We start from the raw sequence: 15,722 nt of genomic DNA on the forward strand, positions 1-15,722 counted from the left end.
ATACCCGTCAAAGCCCACTGGTCATGTCTTCAGGTTTTGGGCGCGGCCGCCCTTTTGAGCCGATCGTTTATGGCCTCACCAATGCCATCAGCTGGAATGGGCGTCACGGCAATGCCGCGCGCGCCTGTCGCATCAAGCTGCCGCAGCATGGCAAAGAGATTGGCAGCCGCCTCAACCAGATCAGCCGAAGGGCTCAGATTCGCAATCGGGCCATCGTGTTGAGGCAAATCCGGCCCAAAACCCAAAAGAGCCTCATTGTCGGCAGGCGCTGATACATTGAGTCGCACGGATGCGTTCGGCGCATAGTGACTTACCAGCATCCCCGGTGCCTCAATCGCGTTACTCTTTGTTTCCTCTAGCGCCCCGCATACGCCTTCCAGCTGGTTACGGGTAATGGTCCCGGGTCGGAGCAGGCGTACTTGATCGGCCACAATTGAAACAACCGTAGATTCAAGCCCAACAGTGCACGGGCCTCCATCAAGGACCATGTCGATCCTGCCCTTGAGGCCATCTGCTGCATGCTGTGCGGTCGTAGGGCTTACCCGACCGGACGGATTGGCGCTGGGCGCAGCCAACGGCCTTTGGACACGTCCGATCAGTGCTTGTGCCACCTTATGGTTCGGCATGCGTATGGCGATGGTATCCAGCCCCGCAGAGGCCAGCAGTGACACGGGACAATCGGCAGATCGGGGCACCACAAGCGTCAATGGCCCCGGCCAGAAGGTATCGGCGAGCGCCAATGCCAGGTCGCTCAACTCGCCGAGTTGCCGGGCCATCTCGACGCCCGACACATGGCTGATAAGCGGGTTGAACTGAGGCCGGCCCTTGGCCTCAAAAATCCGAGCCACCGCCCGGTCGCTGGTTGCGTCAGCGCCAAGCCCGTAAACCGTCTCGGTCGGAAAAGCGACAAGCCCCCCCGCAAGCAGGCACTGGGACGCGCGGTCGATCGCGTCTTTGTCAGCCTTGGTTGGGGTGAGGGCGGCAGGGGGTGTCATGGCGGCAACCTGCCACGACCGACCCGTCTTCAAAAGCGCAAAAGCGGCATAAATACCCTGCGGCTGGATATGCCCGCCATTTCTGCTATCTGTTTGCCTAATGACCCTTCCTCGATTGCCGAGATGAGAGAAACCGCATGACCTACCGCCCACCCGTCCGTGACATGTCCTTTGCCCTCAATGAGATTGCAGGCCTCAAGGAGCTTTGTGGCTCCAAGGCTTTCCCCGATCTGGAACCGGATCTGATCGAACAGGTGCTTGAGGAATCCGGCCGCATGGCGGGAGATCTGCTGGCCCCTCTCAACTGGACCGGCGACCAGCAGGGCTCGCAGCTCGGTGCGGATGGCGTGAAAGCCCCGGATGGATTTGCTGACGCCTACAAACAGTGGTTTGAAGCGGGCTGGTGCTCCATTCCCGGTGACGTCAATTATGGTGGGCAGGGTCTGCCTTTGTCCCTGGCCGTTGCCGTGCAGGAATACATCAATCAGGCCAACATGGCTTTTGGCCTGTGCCCCATGCTCAGTCAGGGTGCGGTAGAGAGCCTGACGCAGCACGGCTCGGACGAGTTGCGCGACAAATACCTCCCCAAACTGCTGTCGGGTGAGTGGACAGGCTCCATGAACCTGACCGAGCCGCAAGCCGGCTCCGACGTTGGCGCGCTCAAGGCAAAAGCGGAGCCAGTGGGAGATGGTACCTACAAGATAAAAGGCACGAAGATCTACATCACGTGGGGCGACCACGACATGGCGGAAAATATCATTCACCTGGTTCTTGCCCGCCTGCCGGATGCACCCGAGGGCACCAAGGGCGTTTCGCTCTTCCTCGTACCGAAGTTTTTCGTGAACGATGACGGATCTCTGGGCGACCGCAACGACGTCAAGTGCATCGGTCTGGAAAAGAAGCTTGGCATTCATGCCAGCCCCACCTGCGTCATGGCCTATGGCGAGGAAGAGGGCGCCATCGGGTGGCTCATCGGTGAAGAAAACAAAGGCATGCGCTGCATGTTCACCATGATGAACAATGCCCGGCTCAATGTGGGCATGCAGGGCGTCGGCATCGCTGAGCGAGCCTACCAGCAGGCGCTTGACTATGCGATGGAGCGTAAGCAGGGCAAGGCATTCACACCGTATACGGACAAACCGGACGGCATGTCGCCGATTATTGATCACCCTGATGTGCGCCGCATGCTGCTCACCATGAAGGCAATGACGGAAGCAACGCGGGGCATCTGCTACGCCAACGCTGTGGCGCTCGACCTCGAGCACAATGGCGAAGACGAGGACAAGCGCAAATGGGGGCAGGGACGTGCTGCTCTTCTCACGCCAATTTCAAAAGGTTTCTCAACGGATGTGGGCGTGGACGTTGCCTCCATTGGCATTCAGATTCACGGCGGTATGGGCTTCATTGAAGAAACCGGCGCTGCTCAGCATCTGCGCGATAGTCGTATTGCGCCGATCTATGAAGGCACAAATGGCATCCAGGCCATCGACCTTGTCAGCCGCAAGCTGACAATGGACGGCGGCAAGGTCATCGCTGATTTCCTTGATGAGATCGATCAGACAGCCAAGTCCTGCTCGGCCTCCAATGATGAAAAGCTGGTTACGATTGGTAGGGAATTGTCGCAAGCCAACGCCACGTTGCGCGAAACCACAGATTGGCTGTTGGAAGCTCTGAAATCAGAAGCAACCGATGCTCTGGGCGGCGCGACACCATATCTCAAGATGATCGGGACCGTGGCCGGCGGTGCCTATCTCGCCAAGGGTGCGCTCGCAGCCCATCCCAAGGCCGGGGAAGACAGCTATCTCGCCGGTCGTGTCGAGATGGCGGCGTTCTATGCAACAAATATCCTGCCTCAGGCTGCCGGCCTCAAGGCACCTGCGACGTCGGGTGCCGCTGGCCTTTATGCCCTCAGCACGGATTTGCTCACGTCCTAGACCAATGGCGGAGCGTTGACGCTTACGTCAGCGTCACGTACCCCATTGGTGAACAGGAGCAACAATGTCCATTTCCGCAGCACCCCAAAAGCCAACGCAGACGCCGACAGAAATCTCCTACCCCCACGGCCTGAAAGAGTTTCCAGCGCCGGGTGAGACAATTGAGATTTCTCCAGGCATTCATTGGCTGCGGATGCCGCTCCCCTATTCGCTGGATCACATCAATCTGTATCTGATCGAGGATGGAGACGGCTGGGTCATCGTCGATACGGGTGTGAATACATCTAAAGTCCGCGATCTTTGGGAACAGCACTTCGCGGGTGTCATGGGTGGGCGGCCCGTTACCAAGGTCATCGTCACTCATCTGCATCCCGATCATGTGGGACTTGCCGGTTGGCTGTGCCGTCGTTTCGGTGTCGAGCTGTGGATGTCGCGTACTGACTATCTGATGTGCTGCAACCTTGTGCTCGATACTGGTACCGAAGCGCCGGAAGAGGGGGTACGGTTCTATCGGGAGGCTGGTTTCAACGACGCCCAGATCGAAACCTATCGACGGCGTTTTGGTGGGTTTGGGCGTGATGTGTCCACCATGCCCCAGAGCTTTCGGCGTCTGGTCGGTGGCCAGCAACTGGAAATCGGCGGCCGCACCTGGCAGACCGTAGAGGGGCGGGGCCATGCCCCGGAGCATATGTGCCTGTGGTGCCCGGATGCTGCTGTTCTCCTGTCCGGTGATCAGGTGCTCCCGCGTATTTCCTCAAACATCAGTGTTCATCCAACCGAGCCTCAGGCAGACCCGCTGTCAGACTGGTTGGAGAGTTGCGCGCGCATCCGCGACCAGTTACCAGCTGACACACTCGTTGGCCCCGCCCACAACGAACCGTTCTATGGTCTTAAGGTCCGCTTGCAAGACTTGATCGACGAACACGAAACCGATTTGGGCAAGCTCGAAGAACTGATCGGCGAGCCCAAGCGCGCGAACGAAGTGTTCGGAGCCCTGTTCCGCCGTCCGATCACGGATGACCTGGTACACATGGCAACCGGTGAGAGTTTGGCGCACCTGAATTGCCTGATTGAACGGGGGCTTGCTCGGCGCTTCATGGGCGACGACGGGGTTGCCCGCTACGAGCGAGTTTCCCATGCGCAGGCAACCGCCGCCGAATAGCCAATAGCCTTAGACGTAGGACGCATCCATATAGCTGCCATGTTCCGCAAGCCATGCCAGCGCTTGCTGGTTTTCAACAAGAGTCACATCCCAGACATCGGTCATGGCATTAATCTTTCCATCGCGGAAATGCCAGAATCCGTGCGCCGCAATGCGCACATCGGGAAGTCCGGCCTTTTGGTATCTGCCCCAGGCAATCGCTGAAACGGTATCAGGGTCATAGGTTTTAACGCCAACAGGCTCGTGCTGACGGCTGTCAAATTTGCGGTCAAATCCGCGAATGGACTTTGCAAAACCAGCAATCACCGCTGCGCGCCCCTGAATATGGCAAGCCATGAACATGCCCGTCACCCGGTACTGAACGTCTTCGGTCAAAAATGGTTCAAGCGGTGACCACTCGTCTGTCTCGCAGGCTGTATTGAATGTATCCAGGAAGTCGCGCCATGTTTGAAGCATTTCGGTCATCTGTGTTCTCCAGTCAGGATCAATGAGTTCTATGGTGATCACCATAGAATTACGACTATCTAGACCAACCGCCATAGAAAAGCTACAAGCTTTTATGGCCAGACCGTCAAACGCCCGTCAGCAACTTGTTGAAACAGCCGCCCGCCTGTTCCAGTCCCGTGGATTTCACGGAACTGGCCTGTCGCTTATTCTTGAAGAAAGCGGGGCGCCCAAAGGCTCGTTCTATCACCACTTCCCTGGGGGCAAGGATGAACTGGCTGTGGCGGCCATGCAGTGGTCAAGCCTGGAGATTGAAGACTTCATCGAAACCGCATTCAAGGACGCCAAGACCTTTCAGGCCGGGGCCAAGGCTTTCAGTGTCAGGCTGGCGGATTGGTTCGAGAAATCAGGATTTTCAGAAGGGTGTCCGGTCGCATCTGTCCTGCTTGAGACAGCGCCCGAGTCAGATGACCTCAGGCGCGAAGCGCTGGCCATTTTTGATCTATGGATTGGTGCGCTTGAAAGCCAGGCCAGGCGGCTGGGATACAACCACCCGCGCAAGACTGCAGAAGCCCTGATGATGGGGCTGGAAGGAGCCTGGCTGCTTGCGCGCGCGCGTCAGTCCCGCAAGCCTTTTGAGATCGCGGTCTCATCAGCCCTGGCGGGCTAGAGCCATTTGCGCCGCCTGAAAATGTAAACCTGGATAGCAACGAGAAAAACAAGCGAACCCACAACGATCCAGAATCCATTGCCACTATGGGCAAGTGGCAAGCCGCCCACATTGATGCCAAGCAGGCCCGTAATGAAGCCCAGTGGCAACATAATCGCTGCAACGACCGAGAGCATATACATATTGCGGTTCATCTGATCAGACGCCCGGTGCATCAGCTCTTCCTGAACCACCGCAGCGCGCTCACGCGTTGCATCCAGATCTTCAAGAATACGTAGATTGTGATCTACAACTTCCCGCAGATGCGCCCGTTGACGATCCGTAAATGGGCCAATAACGGATTGAAGTGACCCAAGGGCCTCACGCTGGGGCGCCAGAAACCGTCGCAGCGTGATGGCCCGCCGTCGCATTTGCCCCAGCTGCCTTTCAAGTCCACGACCTGATGCTGTCGCATCATCCAGGGCCGCCTCTTCGAGATGATCTACCGTTTCATCAATCAGACTTACGGCATCATCAACGCGGGCGGACAGCCGGTCCGCCAGCAGATGGAACAGATCGTTCACGTTTTTTGGTTTTGTCGCACCAGCCAGACGGTCACGTAGGGCATCAATGCTTTGAAGTCGCCTGTGGCGTGTCGTTATCAGCCGACCCTTCTCGATCCAGCAACGGATGGAGATCATGTCTTCAGGCCGCTCGCCGGGGTTGAGGTTTACGCCGCGGAGGGTCACCAGCACCGCCTCATCAAACGGCATGGCTCTTGGACGAGAATCCTCGGCAACAAGCGCATCAGCTGCAATGGGATTGATACCGCATTGTTCTCGCAGATAGGTGACTGCCGAAGCCTGCGTGTAGTCGAGATGGACCCAGATCTCACCGTCACTTGGTGTCCAGCTGACAACTTCGCTCCATCCAATGGGCTTGGCGCCGCCATTGCCATCAATCAGATAGGCGCAAACAAGGCCGCCATCATCTTTTTGCGCATCCATGTGTGATGCGTGGTCTTCCACTGCCATATCGCAGCCCTCCCCCGAACAACAGGCGTGTCTGATTCGCCTCTGGTGCGAGTTTGCAGCGGCGGGCAGGTGGGGCACAATGGCAGTATGACAACAGCTTTGATCACCCACAGCGATTGTGCGCTGCATCAACCACCCACCCGGCATCCTGAAAGCCCGGCACGGCTGCAAGCCGTACTTGATGGCCTGACGGGCGTAGCCTTTGAGGCCCTGCAACGCCATCAGGCTATTGCCGCCACCTCAGACCATCTTTTGCTGGTGCACCCACAATCACACATTGACGCCATGAAAGGCAGCGTGCCTGCGGACGGCTACCATTTTGTGGATGAAGACACGGTGATGTCAGCACGCAGCTTTGACGCCGCACTTCTCTCCGCCGGTGCCGCCATTCAGGCTGTTGACATGGTGGTCGGCGAAACCGTCGACAACGCTTTCTGCGCGACACGTCCCCCCGGGCACCATGCGGAGCCAGACCGCGCGATGGGCTTTTGTTTCTTCTCAAATGCGGCAATCGCGTCCCGGTATGCTCAGGAGCAGCACGGTCTGTCACGTGTGGCGGTCGTGGATTTCGATGTGCACCACGGCAATGGCACAGAGGCGGCCTTCCTGTCCAATGGCGCCCTTATGTATGCCTCCACTCATCAGCACCCACTTTATCCCGGCACCGGATCAGCAAATACAACCGGGATCGACAACAACATCGTAAATGCGCCCCTGCCGGCCCATGCCGCCGGGCCAGACTTTCGCGACGCTTATGAGAGCCGCATTTTTCCAGCCCTTGAGGCATTTGACCCGGACCTGCTGATCATTTCAGCCGGGTTTGACGGTCATCGGCGTGATCCCCTGGCTCAGATGGATCTGGAGGATGAGGATTATGGGTGGGTGACCACCGAGCTCTGCAACATTGCATCCAAGTGTTGCGGTGGGCGTGTCGTATCGCTACTGGAAGGGGGGTATGATCTAGAAGCCCTCGCCAGCGCCTCGCGCGCTCACGTGAAGGCACTTTTGGCTGCATAGCCGCACGACCCTCTGCTAGGAATCCCAGATGGCTGACAAAATTCCCGCCGATATCAAAAAGCTCTCCTTCGAGGCCGCGCTTCAGGAGCTTGAGGCCATTGTCAGTGAGCTGGAAGCAGGTGACGTTGATCTGGAGAAATCAATCCAGGTCTATGAACGCGGCACGGCCCTCAAGGCCCATTGTGAAGCCAAGTTGCGTGAAGCCGAAATGAAGGTGGAAAAAATTACGCTGGGATCAGCGGGAGCTGTCAAAGGGTCCGCTGCGGCTAACCTTGATGATGACTAGGCTCGCCACGGCGATCCGCACGACTTCATCAACTGTGTCTCCCCGTTTGATTGCGGAGAAAACGCGTGAGGCTTGATCTGCTGATGGTGGAGCGGGGGCTGGCCCCGTCGCGCGCCCGCGCCCAGGCGGAAATCAAAGCAGGACGCGTGCTGGTGCGTGGGGTTACCGCTGCAAAGCCCGCCCAGGAGTTTGATGTCACTACAGAAATTGCGTTGGAAGATCCGGCGATCCCCTATGTCTCACGCGCGGGCTTGAAACTGGCGCACGCGCTTGATCAGTTCGGCATTCCCTCCAAAGACAAAACTGTGCTTGATGTTGGTGCATCCACAGGCGGGTTCACAGACGTTGTGCTCACTCGCGGTGCGGCGCGGGTTTACGCAGTGGACGTAGGGCGTGATCAGCTATCTCCCAAATTTCGCGCGGATGCTCGCGTTGTCTCGCTAGAAGGGCAGGATGCGCGCTCTCTGACGCCCGAGCAGATCCCCGTTCCGGTTGATCTGGTCGTGTGCGACGTATCGTTCATTTCGGCAACCAAAGTATTGCCCCATGCCTGTAGCTTCGCCGGCGATGCAGCGCGTTTGGTCGTGTTGGTGAAGCCGCAGTTTGAAGTTGGGCGCGGGGCAATCGGCAAAGGCGGCATCGTGAAAGACAGTGCAGCACGGGAAAAATCGATTGAAACGGTCAGTGCTGCCGTGGAAGCCATGAACGGCTGGACCGTGACCGGTTGCGTTGAAAGCCCCATTGCCGGGGGAAGCGGCAATGTCGAATTTCTATTGGGAGCACGCAAGGATGGCTGAAGCTGTAACGCGCGCCACAATTGCTGATCTCGCACACAAGGGCGACGCAGTCGCGGACATTGATGGCGACCAGGTTTACGTCGAAGGCGGTGTGCCGGGTGACGTCGTAAGCCTTGACATCTCGGGCTCACGCGGCCGCATCGTTGCTGTGCATGAACCATCTACCCATCGCGTCACACCCCCATGCCCCAAGGCTGGTCAATGCGGGGGGTGCTCCCTTCAACACATCGATGACACCTATGTGGCTGACTGGAAACGCGGCCAGGTCATCGCCGCGCTGGCCCATCGCGGTATCGAGACAGAAGTGAAGCCCACCATCACATCACCGGCCCGCTCACGGCGGCGCGTAACCTTTGCCGCCCGGCGCGGTGGCGCAGGGGTGGTGATTGGGTTTCACGAAAAGGCATCGCAACACATCGTTGATGTATCCGAATGCGAAATCGCAGATCCCGCCCTCACCAAGGCGCTGCCGGGCATTGCGGCAATGTTGGAAGATGGGCTGACACGCCGTGGTGAAGCCAAGGTTGCCGTGACGACGACACAAAATGGCCTGGACGTTGCCGTGGATATGCCGGGCAAGGCGCTGACGGGCCAACTCCTGTCAAAACTATCCACTGCTGGGCAGGCTGCTGGTCTTGCCCGCCTGACGTGGAACAATGAGCAGGTAGCAGAATGGCGATCCCCGGTCATTTCGTTCGACGGGTTGGAGTGCGTGCCCCCTGCTGGTGGATTCCTGCAGGCCGTGGAGCACGCAGAAGACACACTGCGCCAACACATCATTGAGGCTGCGAAAGGTCGAAAACGCCTCAAGCGCGTGGTTGATCTGTTCTCAGGGTGTGGTGCGTTTTCGCTGCCACTGGCGCGGCTTGCCAAAGTCGATGCTTTTGACAGCGACCCCGCAGCAATTGCCGCTCTGGACCAGGCAACCAGAAACCTCCAGGGCCTGAAACCCCTGGTTGCAGAACGCCGCGACCTTTTTCGCCGCCCGGTTTTTGCTTTGGATCTGAAAAACTATGATCTGGCTGTTCTGGATCCCCCGCGAGCCGGCGGTCAGGCGCAGGCAGAGCAATTGGCAAAGTCCATAGTACCTGCCGTGGTATCGGTTTCCTGCAATCCCGCAACCTTCGCGCGCGATGCGCGTATCCTGATTGACGGGGGCTACATGATCGGGGCTGTGACCCCGGTTGATCAATTCAGGTGGTCCGCTCACATAGAGGTGGTCGCACTCTTCGAACGGGCCTAGATTTATCTGCATGAGCGAAACGCACTCCCGACCAAATGCCAAACCAGCTTTGCGGCTTGCCTATGGCTTGAGCCAGGGCGTCCGTGTTGCTTGGTATCTGGGGCAATCAGTTGTCACGCGCCGCATGGTCGGTCCGCTGAGTGATGAGTCCAGCAGGCCCCGACGATCGTCATCCAAAGCGCCTGACCGCAGGCAGCTCTTGAAAGCTGTTGCAGACCTGTTCGCAGCCGATTGGCGAAATGTGGAACGCGGCATTTACGCAGCCCCTCACGATATGGCGCTTCGGTTGCTGAAAGGCATCAGCAAGGCAAAGGCCTATCTGGCAGATGTACCGAAAGTTGATGGTCGTCGCCGGGCCAAGGCGCATTCAGAAGTCCTGAATGAGGAGCGACGCAGCCGCTTCCCGCGCTATTACCTTCAAAACTTCCACTACCAGACAGGTGGCTGGCTCGATGACGCGTCAGCTGACATCTACGACACTCAGGTCGAAGTCCTGTTTACCGGCACGGCGGATGCCATGCGGCGTCAGGCCTTGGTACCGCTGGCGCAGGCACTGCAGGGACGCGACCAGCGCGAGGTAAGTGTTCTCGACGTCGCCTGCGGAACCGGGCGGTTTCTCACATTCGTGTGTGACAACTATCCCCGTTTGAACCTTACAGCCGTTGATCTGTCACCCAACTATCTGGCAAAGGCGCGCCGCACACTGAGCAAGTGGCGCAACGTGTCCTACCTCAATGCAAACGCGGAAAAACTGCCTGTTGCTGATGCGAGCCAGGACGTGGTGACGTGCATCTACCTGTTTCATGAGCTGCCGCCGAAAATCAGGCGGGTGGTGGCATCAGAAATTGCCCGTGTGCTGAAGCCGGGAGGGCGGTTGATTTTCACAGACGCCCTGCAGAAAGGCGACAAGGCCTCGCTGGACATGCTTCTGGATTTCTTTCCCTGGGCATTCCATGAGCCATATTTCGCGTCTTACACCAAAGAGGACTTTACCGGCCTGTTTGACGAGACTGGGCTTGGCCAGCTCAGCGAAACGCCGGCTTTCCTGTCCAAGGTGATGGTGTTTGAAAAACGCTAGCGCGCACTAGGCGCCCGGAAGGTAGCGCCGCATGGCTGCCAGAATCTCTTCCGGTGTGGCCCGTAGAGGTTCAAGGCGGATCACGATCGTTGAATTAGCGGAGCCGTCTTTGCCGCGCTTGAGCGTCCATGTCTTCGCCATCAGCACGCGCATGGAGTCCGGCTTGTCGTCTGACAGCAGAATTTCTTCTGCGGGCGCCGCAAGCGCCAGTTCCAGATGCGCATTGCGGATGGTGCGGACTGACCGGTCATACATCCGTACGTCCCGAATCCCTGTCCATGGCAACCAGCCCAGGCCATCGAGAAAAAATCCCTTGGCCTCGATGCGCAGCTGCGCCTTTTCGGTGCGGATCATCGGATAGAAGTAAAAGGCCGCCCCGAGCATGGCTGCGGCCAGAGCAAACAAAGCCAGCGTGCCGGACATCACGCCGCCAAGCAGAAAAAACAGCCCGAAAAACGTGCCGCCATAAACCATCATCTCACCGGCCTGGCGTTGGTAGGTCGTGGCGAGAGCCGCCGCCTTTGGGGCGTTGTCCTCGAAGGGGTCAGATCCGCTCATGGCCGTGCATCCTTGGGTTATGGATAGGACGTATCTCAGTCGCCAAGCGGCAAACCGTCGTGTCGTCCGGTCTGCGCGCGATGCCGAAGTAACTGATCCGCGAGCACGCAAGCCATCATGGCTTCACCTACTGGTACCGCACGAATGCCAACACATGGATCATGCCGTCCTTTGGTCACGATATCAGTTTCATCGCCTGACAGGTCAACGGTATCGCGCGGCGTGAGAATGGAGGATGTGGGCTTCACGGCAAATCGCGCAACAATGTCCTGACCTGTGGAGATGCCGCCTTGCACCCCACCGGCATGATTGGACTTGAAGATGGGTTCGCCATTCTTCATACGCATCTGGTCCGCATTCTTTTCGCCGGTCAGCTTGGCGGCTTCCATACCGTCGCCAATCTCAACGCCCTTCACCGCGTTGATGCTCATCAGGGCACCGGCAAGTTCAGCATCGACTTTGCCATAGATTGGCGCGCCCAGGCCGGCCGGAATGCCCGACGCCTGAACCTCGATCACCGCACCGCATGATGACCCCGCCTTGCGAATGCCATCGAGATAGTCGGCCCACTTGTCCGCTGTTTCAGCATGGGGGCACCAGAATGGGTTGTCATTGATGACACCCCAGTCCCACTTGGTGCGGGACTTGGGCACCTTGTGGGGTCCCATCTGGACAAGGGCACCACGAATGGTGACCTCGCCAAGAACGCTCTCAAGTACCTTGCGAGCAATCGCACCGGCCGCAACACGGGCAGCTGTTTCCCGCGCGGACTGCCGCCCGCCACCGCGATAATCGCGAATGCCATATTTGGCATAATAGGCGTAATCGGCATGACCAGGTCGAAACTTGTTCTTGATGTCTCCATAGTCTTTGGAGCGCTGGTCGACGTTCTCAATCATCAAGCTGATTGGCGTGCCTGTCGTGACCTGCACGCCTTCAGCATTTGGGAAAACACCTGAGAGAATGCGGACCTGATCAGGTTCGCGCCTTTGGGTGGTGTATTTGTTTTGCCCCGGCTTGCGCTTTTCCATCCATACCTGGATGTCTTCTTCCGTAAGCGGAATGCCGGACGGGCAGCCATCAACAACACAACCAAGCGCCGGCCCATGGGACTCGCCCCAGGTCGTTACGCGAAACAGATGTCCAAATGTGTTGTGGCTCATGGGTATTTCGTCTGAACAGGCAGCCTGCGCTTGCGCGTCAGGTTACGTCGATGTCCGGGGCGTCCTCTGCCTTCATCCCGACGACATGGTAGCCGCCATCCACATGATGCACTTCGCCTGTTACAGCGCGGCCCATGTCCGACAGAAGATACAGAGCTGACTGACCAACTTCATCAATCGTCACAGTCCGGCGCAACGGTGCGTTGTATTCGTTCCACTTGAGAATATAGCGGAAGTCGCCAATGCCGCTCGCAGCCAGGGTCTTGATCGGTCCAGCGGAAAGCGCGTTGACCCGAATGGCCTTCTTGCCGAGATCTTCGGCCATATAGCGAACACTTGCCTCAAGCGCGGCCTTGGCAACACCCATCACATTGTAATGTGGCATGACTTTTTCAGCGCCGTAATAGGTGAGAGTCACCATGGAGCCACCGTCGGTCATCAGCTTCTCCGCACGTTGCGCAATGGCCGTGAAGGAGTAGCAGGAGATGTTCATGCTCATCAGGAAGTTGTCGAGGCTGGTATCGACATACCGGCCCTTGAGCTCTTCCTTGTCAGCAAAGGCAATGGCGTGAACTAGGAAGTCCAGTTTGCCCCATTCTTTCTCGATGGTCTCAAAGACAGAGTCCATGGATGCTGCATCGGTCACATCGCAGGGCAGAACAAGATTTGCACCAACACCTTCTGCCAGCGGGGCCACCCGCTTTTTCAGGGCATCACCCTGATAGGTGAAAGCCAGCTCGGCGCCTGCATCTGCTGCAGCCTTGGCGATGCCCCATGCGATGGAGCGATCATTGGCGACCCCCATAATCAGGCCGCGTTTTCCCGCCATCAGCCCCGTCCCGCTCATCTAGACCTCGTCTTTTTTGCTCTTGTGGGCAATCCCGCAAAATCGCGGAAACGCGCCATTTGTATAAATTGAACCAATGCCATAGCCGATCCGGCAAGGGCTGACCAGCACAAGCAAATCACGGAATGTAAGCAAATATGGCGAGGCTCGGGTCGGGAGCGGCTTTGGGACCTAGTTCAGGCCAAAAGCAGCCCGTGGATCGTGGGATTTCGCCCCCGGCCACCGCCGCACAAAGTCAGCCAGATCTGCGTCCGGCGTGTCTGGAAGCATGACGATTAGCTCAATCAGCTGGTGTCCATGCACGCCATCAGGATTCGCCAGGCCTTTGCCGGCCAAACGCAGAACCGTCCCTGAATTTGACCCAGCGGGAATGGTTACCCAGACACGGCCTGAGACCGTAGGAACCTGCACTTTCGCCCCATCCACAGCCTCTGCGATGGAAATCGGCAGAGCCAGGCGGATATCGTAGCCCTCGCGGCTGAAATAAGGATGCGGCTCAATATCAACGGTTATCAGTGCGTCGCCAGCACTGCCGCCCGCCGATCCTTCCATGCCAAGGCCGCGAAGCCGGACCTGTTTGCCGTCTTCAATGCCCGGAGGCAGGGATACGTCCACCGTACGGTCATTCGGCAGGGTCACCCGGTGGTTTCCCCCCGTGGCAGCATCCAGGAATGGCAGATGTAGCGAGCATGCCAGATCATCGCCGCGTCGCTTGAAGGGTTTGATGCCTGCTTGCCGCAGATTTTCGAAAAACTCCGCAGCCCGGCCTGGCGTTTTTTTGTCATCGCCAGGTTGTTGTTCATCTGCCTCTTGCTGACCAGAAGCTTGCTGATGTGAGCGAGAGGAGGCGTCAGATTTGGACTGGGATGTGCCAGCTTCAGCTTCGCCAGACTCCGGTTCCGGGCGTGGCTGCTCATAGGCACGTGTGGCTTCCGCTGCACTCGCAACGATCCGCTCCTCACTTGCCTCAAGGGCTCTTATGGCGCGGTAAGCGTCGGAAACTTCCTGAAAGCGGGAATGGGTGCGCGTGTCGTTGCCAGCCGTATCTGGGTGATACTGCTTCGCCAGCCGTCGGTAGGCACGTTTGACGGTGTCTGCGTCAGCGCCTTTGGCAACGCCTAGAACCTGATGCGGGTCGCGCATATGATTTGTTCGCCCGGAAATGATCGAAAATTCGACGATCAGTTTGCCGCAGCGGGCCATACCATAGGGTTAATGCGCGGAAATCCGGCTAATTTCTCGCGGTCAATTGAGAGATAAGTGCCTTGAACTGAGCGGCTTCCCGTTCAGCCTCTCCGCGTTGACGTGGTCCCAGTTCCCGGTGCAGGTCGCCGGCGGCCTTTTCTGACTTGGCGTGACCGGCTTCAGCCGCAACTGTCCACCATGCCAGCGCGGCCACGGGGTCTCGGGGCTCGCCCTCGCCACGGTTGCGCATACGTCCAAGCCGATATTGAGCTTCGCTGTTTCCCCTGTAAGCCAAAGCTTCAAACTGCAATTGCGCGTCCCGGTAGCTGCGTGACGAGTAAGCCGATAGGGCTTCATCCAGTTCAGATGGCACCACATCTTCCGCGGTTTGCGTCGAGACCTCTGGGTCTGCCGTTTCCAATGAAGCTTCAGGTGCCGGTGACGTTTCAGGAATGGTGGGTGCTTCGACAGGCGGTTCAGCAGCACTTACGTCTGGGTCTAACGCTGTTGCCTCGACCGGATCTGGCTCATCACGCACGTCTTCTGCTGCGGTCTCATCGAGGTCGGAAGAGGGCGCATCAGCGATGTCGCGGGGCTTTTCCGCGTTACTGCTGGGACCGGGCAGAATCATGACCAGCTCAGCAAGGCGGTCCAATGACGGTTGGTGGCCTGACCTTGAAGCCAGTGCGTACCATCCCAGCGCCCGGCCTGGATTCGGCTCTACGCCGGTACCGGTTTCATAAAGCCTTGCCAAATGGAACTGGGCAATGGGGTGCCCGCCGCGCGCTGCCCGATCCAGCCAGTAAGCAGCCTCTTCTGGCTCAGGTTCGCCGCCTTCACCCTCCAACAGCATGACGGCAAGGTTGGTTTGCGCGGTTACGAACCCGAACTCTGCTGATTGCTCGTAGAATTTTCGGGCACGCGGCAGGTCCTGTTCTACGCCAAGCCCACGCCGCAGCAGGTGGGCGACATTGCGCTGAGCGGCCAGGTCACCGTTCTGAGCGAGAGGAAGCCAGAGTTCAAAGGCGCGCCCATATTTCTTGGAGTCGTAAGCGCTGACACCCTGACGAAACTGCCTGGCAAGAACCTCATTGGCTGCGGTGGAATTGTCATTGCTCGCAGCAGGCGAAGTGTCTGCAATGGTGGCCTCGGTGGGCGGTGCCCCCGGAGTTTCAACGGCGCCATCAGTGCTCTGCGCGAAACTCCCGGCAGGGGCTGCAAATGTCGAGAAAACCATTGCAAAAACAAGCAGAAAGGAGTGAGGGCGAGATATATGCACTGGAGTTTGATTCCTCGTATTGCCAGCGGACAAAGACCACCGAATGCGTAG

At 58.3% G+C, this 15,722-nt stretch carries 16 protein-coding genes; 8 read left to right on the forward strand and 8 right to left on the reverse strand.

What is annotated here, in order from left to right:
• Positions 1 to 29: 29 nt before the first annotated feature.
• Complete coding sequence (locus BN1012_RS03525; protein WP_081826181.1) at positions 30 to 995, reverse strand: L-threonylcarbamoyladenylate synthase; 966 nt, start codon at positions 993 to 995, stop codon at positions 30 to 32.
• Between the two features lie 137 nt (positions 996 to 1,132).
• Here BN1012_RS03525 and BN1012_RS03530 point away from each other — a divergent pair, with 137 nt between their 5' ends.
• Both BN1012_RS03530 and BN1012_RS03535 read left to right on the forward strand, forming a co-directional pair.
• Positions 1,133 to 2,929: an acyl-CoA dehydrogenase family protein gene (locus tag BN1012_RS03530; protein ID WP_043948546.1), complete on the forward strand. Its 1,797-nt coding sequence runs from the start codon at positions 1,133 to 1,135 to the stop codon at positions 2,927 to 2,929.
• A 64-nt stretch (positions 2,930 to 2,993) separates the two neighbouring features.
• Positions 2,994 to 4,091 (forward strand): MBL fold metallo-hydrolase, encoded by a 1,098-nt coding sequence (locus BN1012_RS03535; RefSeq protein ID WP_043948547.1) that lies wholly within the window; start codon positions 2,994 to 2,996, stop codon positions 4,089 to 4,091.
• A 9-nt stretch (positions 4,092 to 4,100) separates the two neighbouring features.
• On the opposite strand, the gene BN1012_RS03540 is transcribed toward BN1012_RS03535, so the two are convergent.
• Positions 4,101 to 4,556, reverse strand: coding sequence for a nuclear transport factor 2 family protein (locus tag BN1012_RS03540; RefSeq protein ID WP_171815901.1), 456 nt, complete (start codon positions 4,554 to 4,556; stop codon positions 4,101 to 4,103).
• A 94-nt stretch (positions 4,557 to 4,650) separates the two neighbouring features.
• Between BN1012_RS03540 and BN1012_RS03545 the strand changes: the two genes are divergently transcribed.
• Positions 4,651 to 5,205 (forward strand): TetR/AcrR family transcriptional regulator, encoded by a 555-nt coding sequence (locus tag BN1012_RS03545; protein ID WP_043948549.1) that lies wholly within the window; start codon positions 4,651 to 4,653, stop codon positions 5,203 to 5,205.
• On the opposite strand, the gene BN1012_RS03550 is transcribed toward BN1012_RS03545, so the two are convergent.
• Positions 5,202 to 6,218, reverse strand: a complete 1,017-nt coding sequence (locus BN1012_RS03550) for a zinc transporter ZntB (protein ID WP_052534499.1) — start codon at positions 6,216 to 6,218, stop codon at positions 5,202 to 5,204. The two genes, BN1012_RS03545 and BN1012_RS03550, sit on opposite strands and share 4 nt — an antisense overlap.
• 87 nt (positions 6,219 to 6,305) lie before the next feature.
• Between BN1012_RS03550 and BN1012_RS03555 the strand changes: the two genes are divergently transcribed.
• From BN1012_RS03555 to BN1012_RS03575, 5 genes are all read left to right on the forward strand, one after another.
• On the forward strand, positions 6,306 to 7,235 hold the full coding sequence (locus BN1012_RS03555; RefSeq protein ID WP_043948550.1) for a histone deacetylase family protein: 930 nt from the start codon (positions 6,306 to 6,308) through the stop codon (positions 7,233 to 7,235).
• Between the two features lie 28 nt (positions 7,236 to 7,263).
• A complete protein-coding gene (locus BN1012_RS03560; RefSeq protein ID WP_043948551.1) occupies positions 7,264 to 7,521 on the forward strand; it encodes an exodeoxyribonuclease VII small subunit in 258 nt (85 codons plus the stop codon).
• Positions 7,522 to 7,586: 65 nt separating this feature from the next.
• The gene (locus BN1012_RS03565; protein WP_244442943.1) at positions 7,587 to 8,318 is read left to right on the forward strand and encodes a TlyA family RNA methyltransferase; all 732 of its coding nucleotides are present in this window, start codon (positions 7,587 to 7,589) and stop codon (positions 8,316 to 8,318) included.
• A complete protein-coding gene (locus BN1012_RS03570; RefSeq protein WP_043948553.1) occupies positions 8,311 to 9,561 on the forward strand; it encodes a class I SAM-dependent RNA methyltransferase in 1,251 nt (416 codons plus the stop codon). The genes BN1012_RS03565 and BN1012_RS03570 overlap by 8 nt, the downstream gene beginning before the upstream one ends.
• Positions 9,562 to 9,571: 10 nt before the next feature.
• Complete coding sequence (locus BN1012_RS03575; RefSeq protein WP_043948554.1) at positions 9,572 to 10,639, forward strand: class I SAM-dependent methyltransferase; 1,068 nt, start codon at positions 9,572 to 9,574, stop codon at positions 10,637 to 10,639.
• A 6-nt stretch (positions 10,640 to 10,645) separates the two neighbouring features.
• On the opposite strand, the gene BN1012_RS16600 is transcribed toward BN1012_RS03575, so the two are convergent.
• The 5 genes from BN1012_RS16600 to BN1012_RS16605 all read right to left on the reverse strand — a co-directional run bounded on the left by BN1012_RS16600 (position 10,646) and on the right by BN1012_RS16605 (position 15,671).
• The gene (locus BN1012_RS16600) at positions 10,646 to 11,197 is read right to left on the reverse strand and encodes a hypothetical protein (protein ID WP_052534502.1); all 552 of its coding nucleotides are present in this window, start codon (positions 11,195 to 11,197) and stop codon (positions 10,646 to 10,648) included.
• 35 nt (positions 11,198 to 11,232) lie between these two features.
• Complete coding sequence (gene aroC / locus BN1012_RS03590) at positions 11,233 to 12,360, reverse strand: chorismate synthase (RefSeq protein ID WP_043948557.1); 1,128 nt, start codon at positions 12,358 to 12,360, stop codon at positions 11,233 to 11,235.
• A 37-nt stretch (positions 12,361 to 12,397) separates the two neighbouring features.
• The gene (gene fabI, locus BN1012_RS03595) at positions 12,398 to 13,189 is read right to left on the reverse strand and encodes an enoyl-ACP reductase FabI (protein WP_420887273.1); all 792 of its coding nucleotides are present in this window, start codon (positions 13,187 to 13,189) and stop codon (positions 12,398 to 12,400) included.
• 189 nt (positions 13,190 to 13,378) lie between these two features.
• Positions 13,379 to 14,350 carry a DnaJ C-terminal domain-containing protein gene (locus tag BN1012_RS03600; protein WP_043950602.1) on the reverse strand — a complete coding sequence of 324 codons (972 nt, stop codon included), beginning with the start codon at positions 14,348 to 14,350 and terminating at the stop codon, positions 13,379 to 13,381.
• A gap of 88 nt (positions 14,351 to 14,438) precedes the next feature.
• On the reverse strand, positions 14,439 to 15,671 hold the full coding sequence (locus tag BN1012_RS16605) for a tetratricopeptide repeat protein (protein WP_145973401.1): 1,233 nt from the start codon (positions 15,669 to 15,671) through the stop codon (positions 14,439 to 14,441).
• Positions 15,672 to 15,722 lie beyond the last annotated feature (51 nt).

Source organism: Candidatus Phaeomarinobacter ectocarpi, assembly GCF_000689395.1.
Lineage (GTDB): Bacteria > Pseudomonadota > Alphaproteobacteria > CGMCC-115125 > CGMCC-115125 > Pyruvatibacter > Pyruvatibacter ectocarpi.

Bases quoted from the DNA above. Each gene is read 5' to 3' on its own strand.
- BN1012_RS03525 (WP_081826181.1), bottom strand. From the start codon at position 995: ATGACACCCCCTGCCGCCCTCACCCCAACCAAGGCTGACAAAGACGCG.
- BN1012_RS03530 (WP_043948546.1), top strand. From the start codon at position 1,133: ATGACCTACCGCCCACCCGTCCGTGACATGTCCTTTGCCCTCAATGAG.
- BN1012_RS03535 (WP_043948547.1), top strand. From the start codon at position 2,994: ATGTCCATTTCCGCAGCACCCCAAAAGCCAACGCAGACGCCGACAGAA.
- BN1012_RS03540 (WP_171815901.1), bottom strand. From the start codon at position 4,556: ATGACCGAAATGCTTCAAACATGGCGCGACTTCCTGGATACATTCAAT.
- BN1012_RS03545 (WP_043948549.1), top strand. From the start codon at position 4,651: ATGGCCAGACCGTCAAACGCCCGTCAGCAACTTGTTGAAACAGCCGCC.
- BN1012_RS03550 (WP_052534499.1), bottom strand. From the start codon at position 6,218: ATGGCAGTGGAAGACCACGCATCACACATGGATGCGCAAAAAGATGAT.
- BN1012_RS03555 (WP_043948550.1), top strand. From the start codon at position 6,306: ATGACAACAGCTTTGATCACCCACAGCGATTGTGCGCTGCATCAACCA.
- BN1012_RS03560 (WP_043948551.1), top strand. From the start codon at position 7,264: ATGGCTGACAAAATTCCCGCCGATATCAAAAAGCTCTCCTTCGAGGCC.
- BN1012_RS03570 (WP_043948553.1), top strand. From the start codon at position 8,311: ATGGCTGAAGCTGTAACGCGCGCCACAATTGCTGATCTCGCACACAAG.
- BN1012_RS03575 (WP_043948554.1), top strand. From the start codon at position 9,572: ATGAGCGAAACGCACTCCCGACCAAATGCCAAACCAGCTTTGCGGCTT.
- BN1012_RS16600 (WP_052534502.1), bottom strand. From the start codon at position 11,197: ATGAGCGGATCTGACCCCTTCGAGGACAACGCCCCAAAGGCGGCGGCT.
- aroC (WP_043948557.1), bottom strand. From the start codon at position 12,360: ATGAGCCACAACACATTTGGACATCTGTTTCGCGTAACGACCTGGGGC.
- fabI (WP_420887273.1), bottom strand. From the start codon at position 13,189: ATGGCGGGAAAACGCGGCCTGATTATGGGGGTCGCCAATGATCGCTCC.
- BN1012_RS03600 (WP_043950602.1), bottom strand. From the start codon at position 14,350: ATGCGCGACCCGCATCAGGTTCTAGGCGTTGCCAAAGGCGCTGACGCA.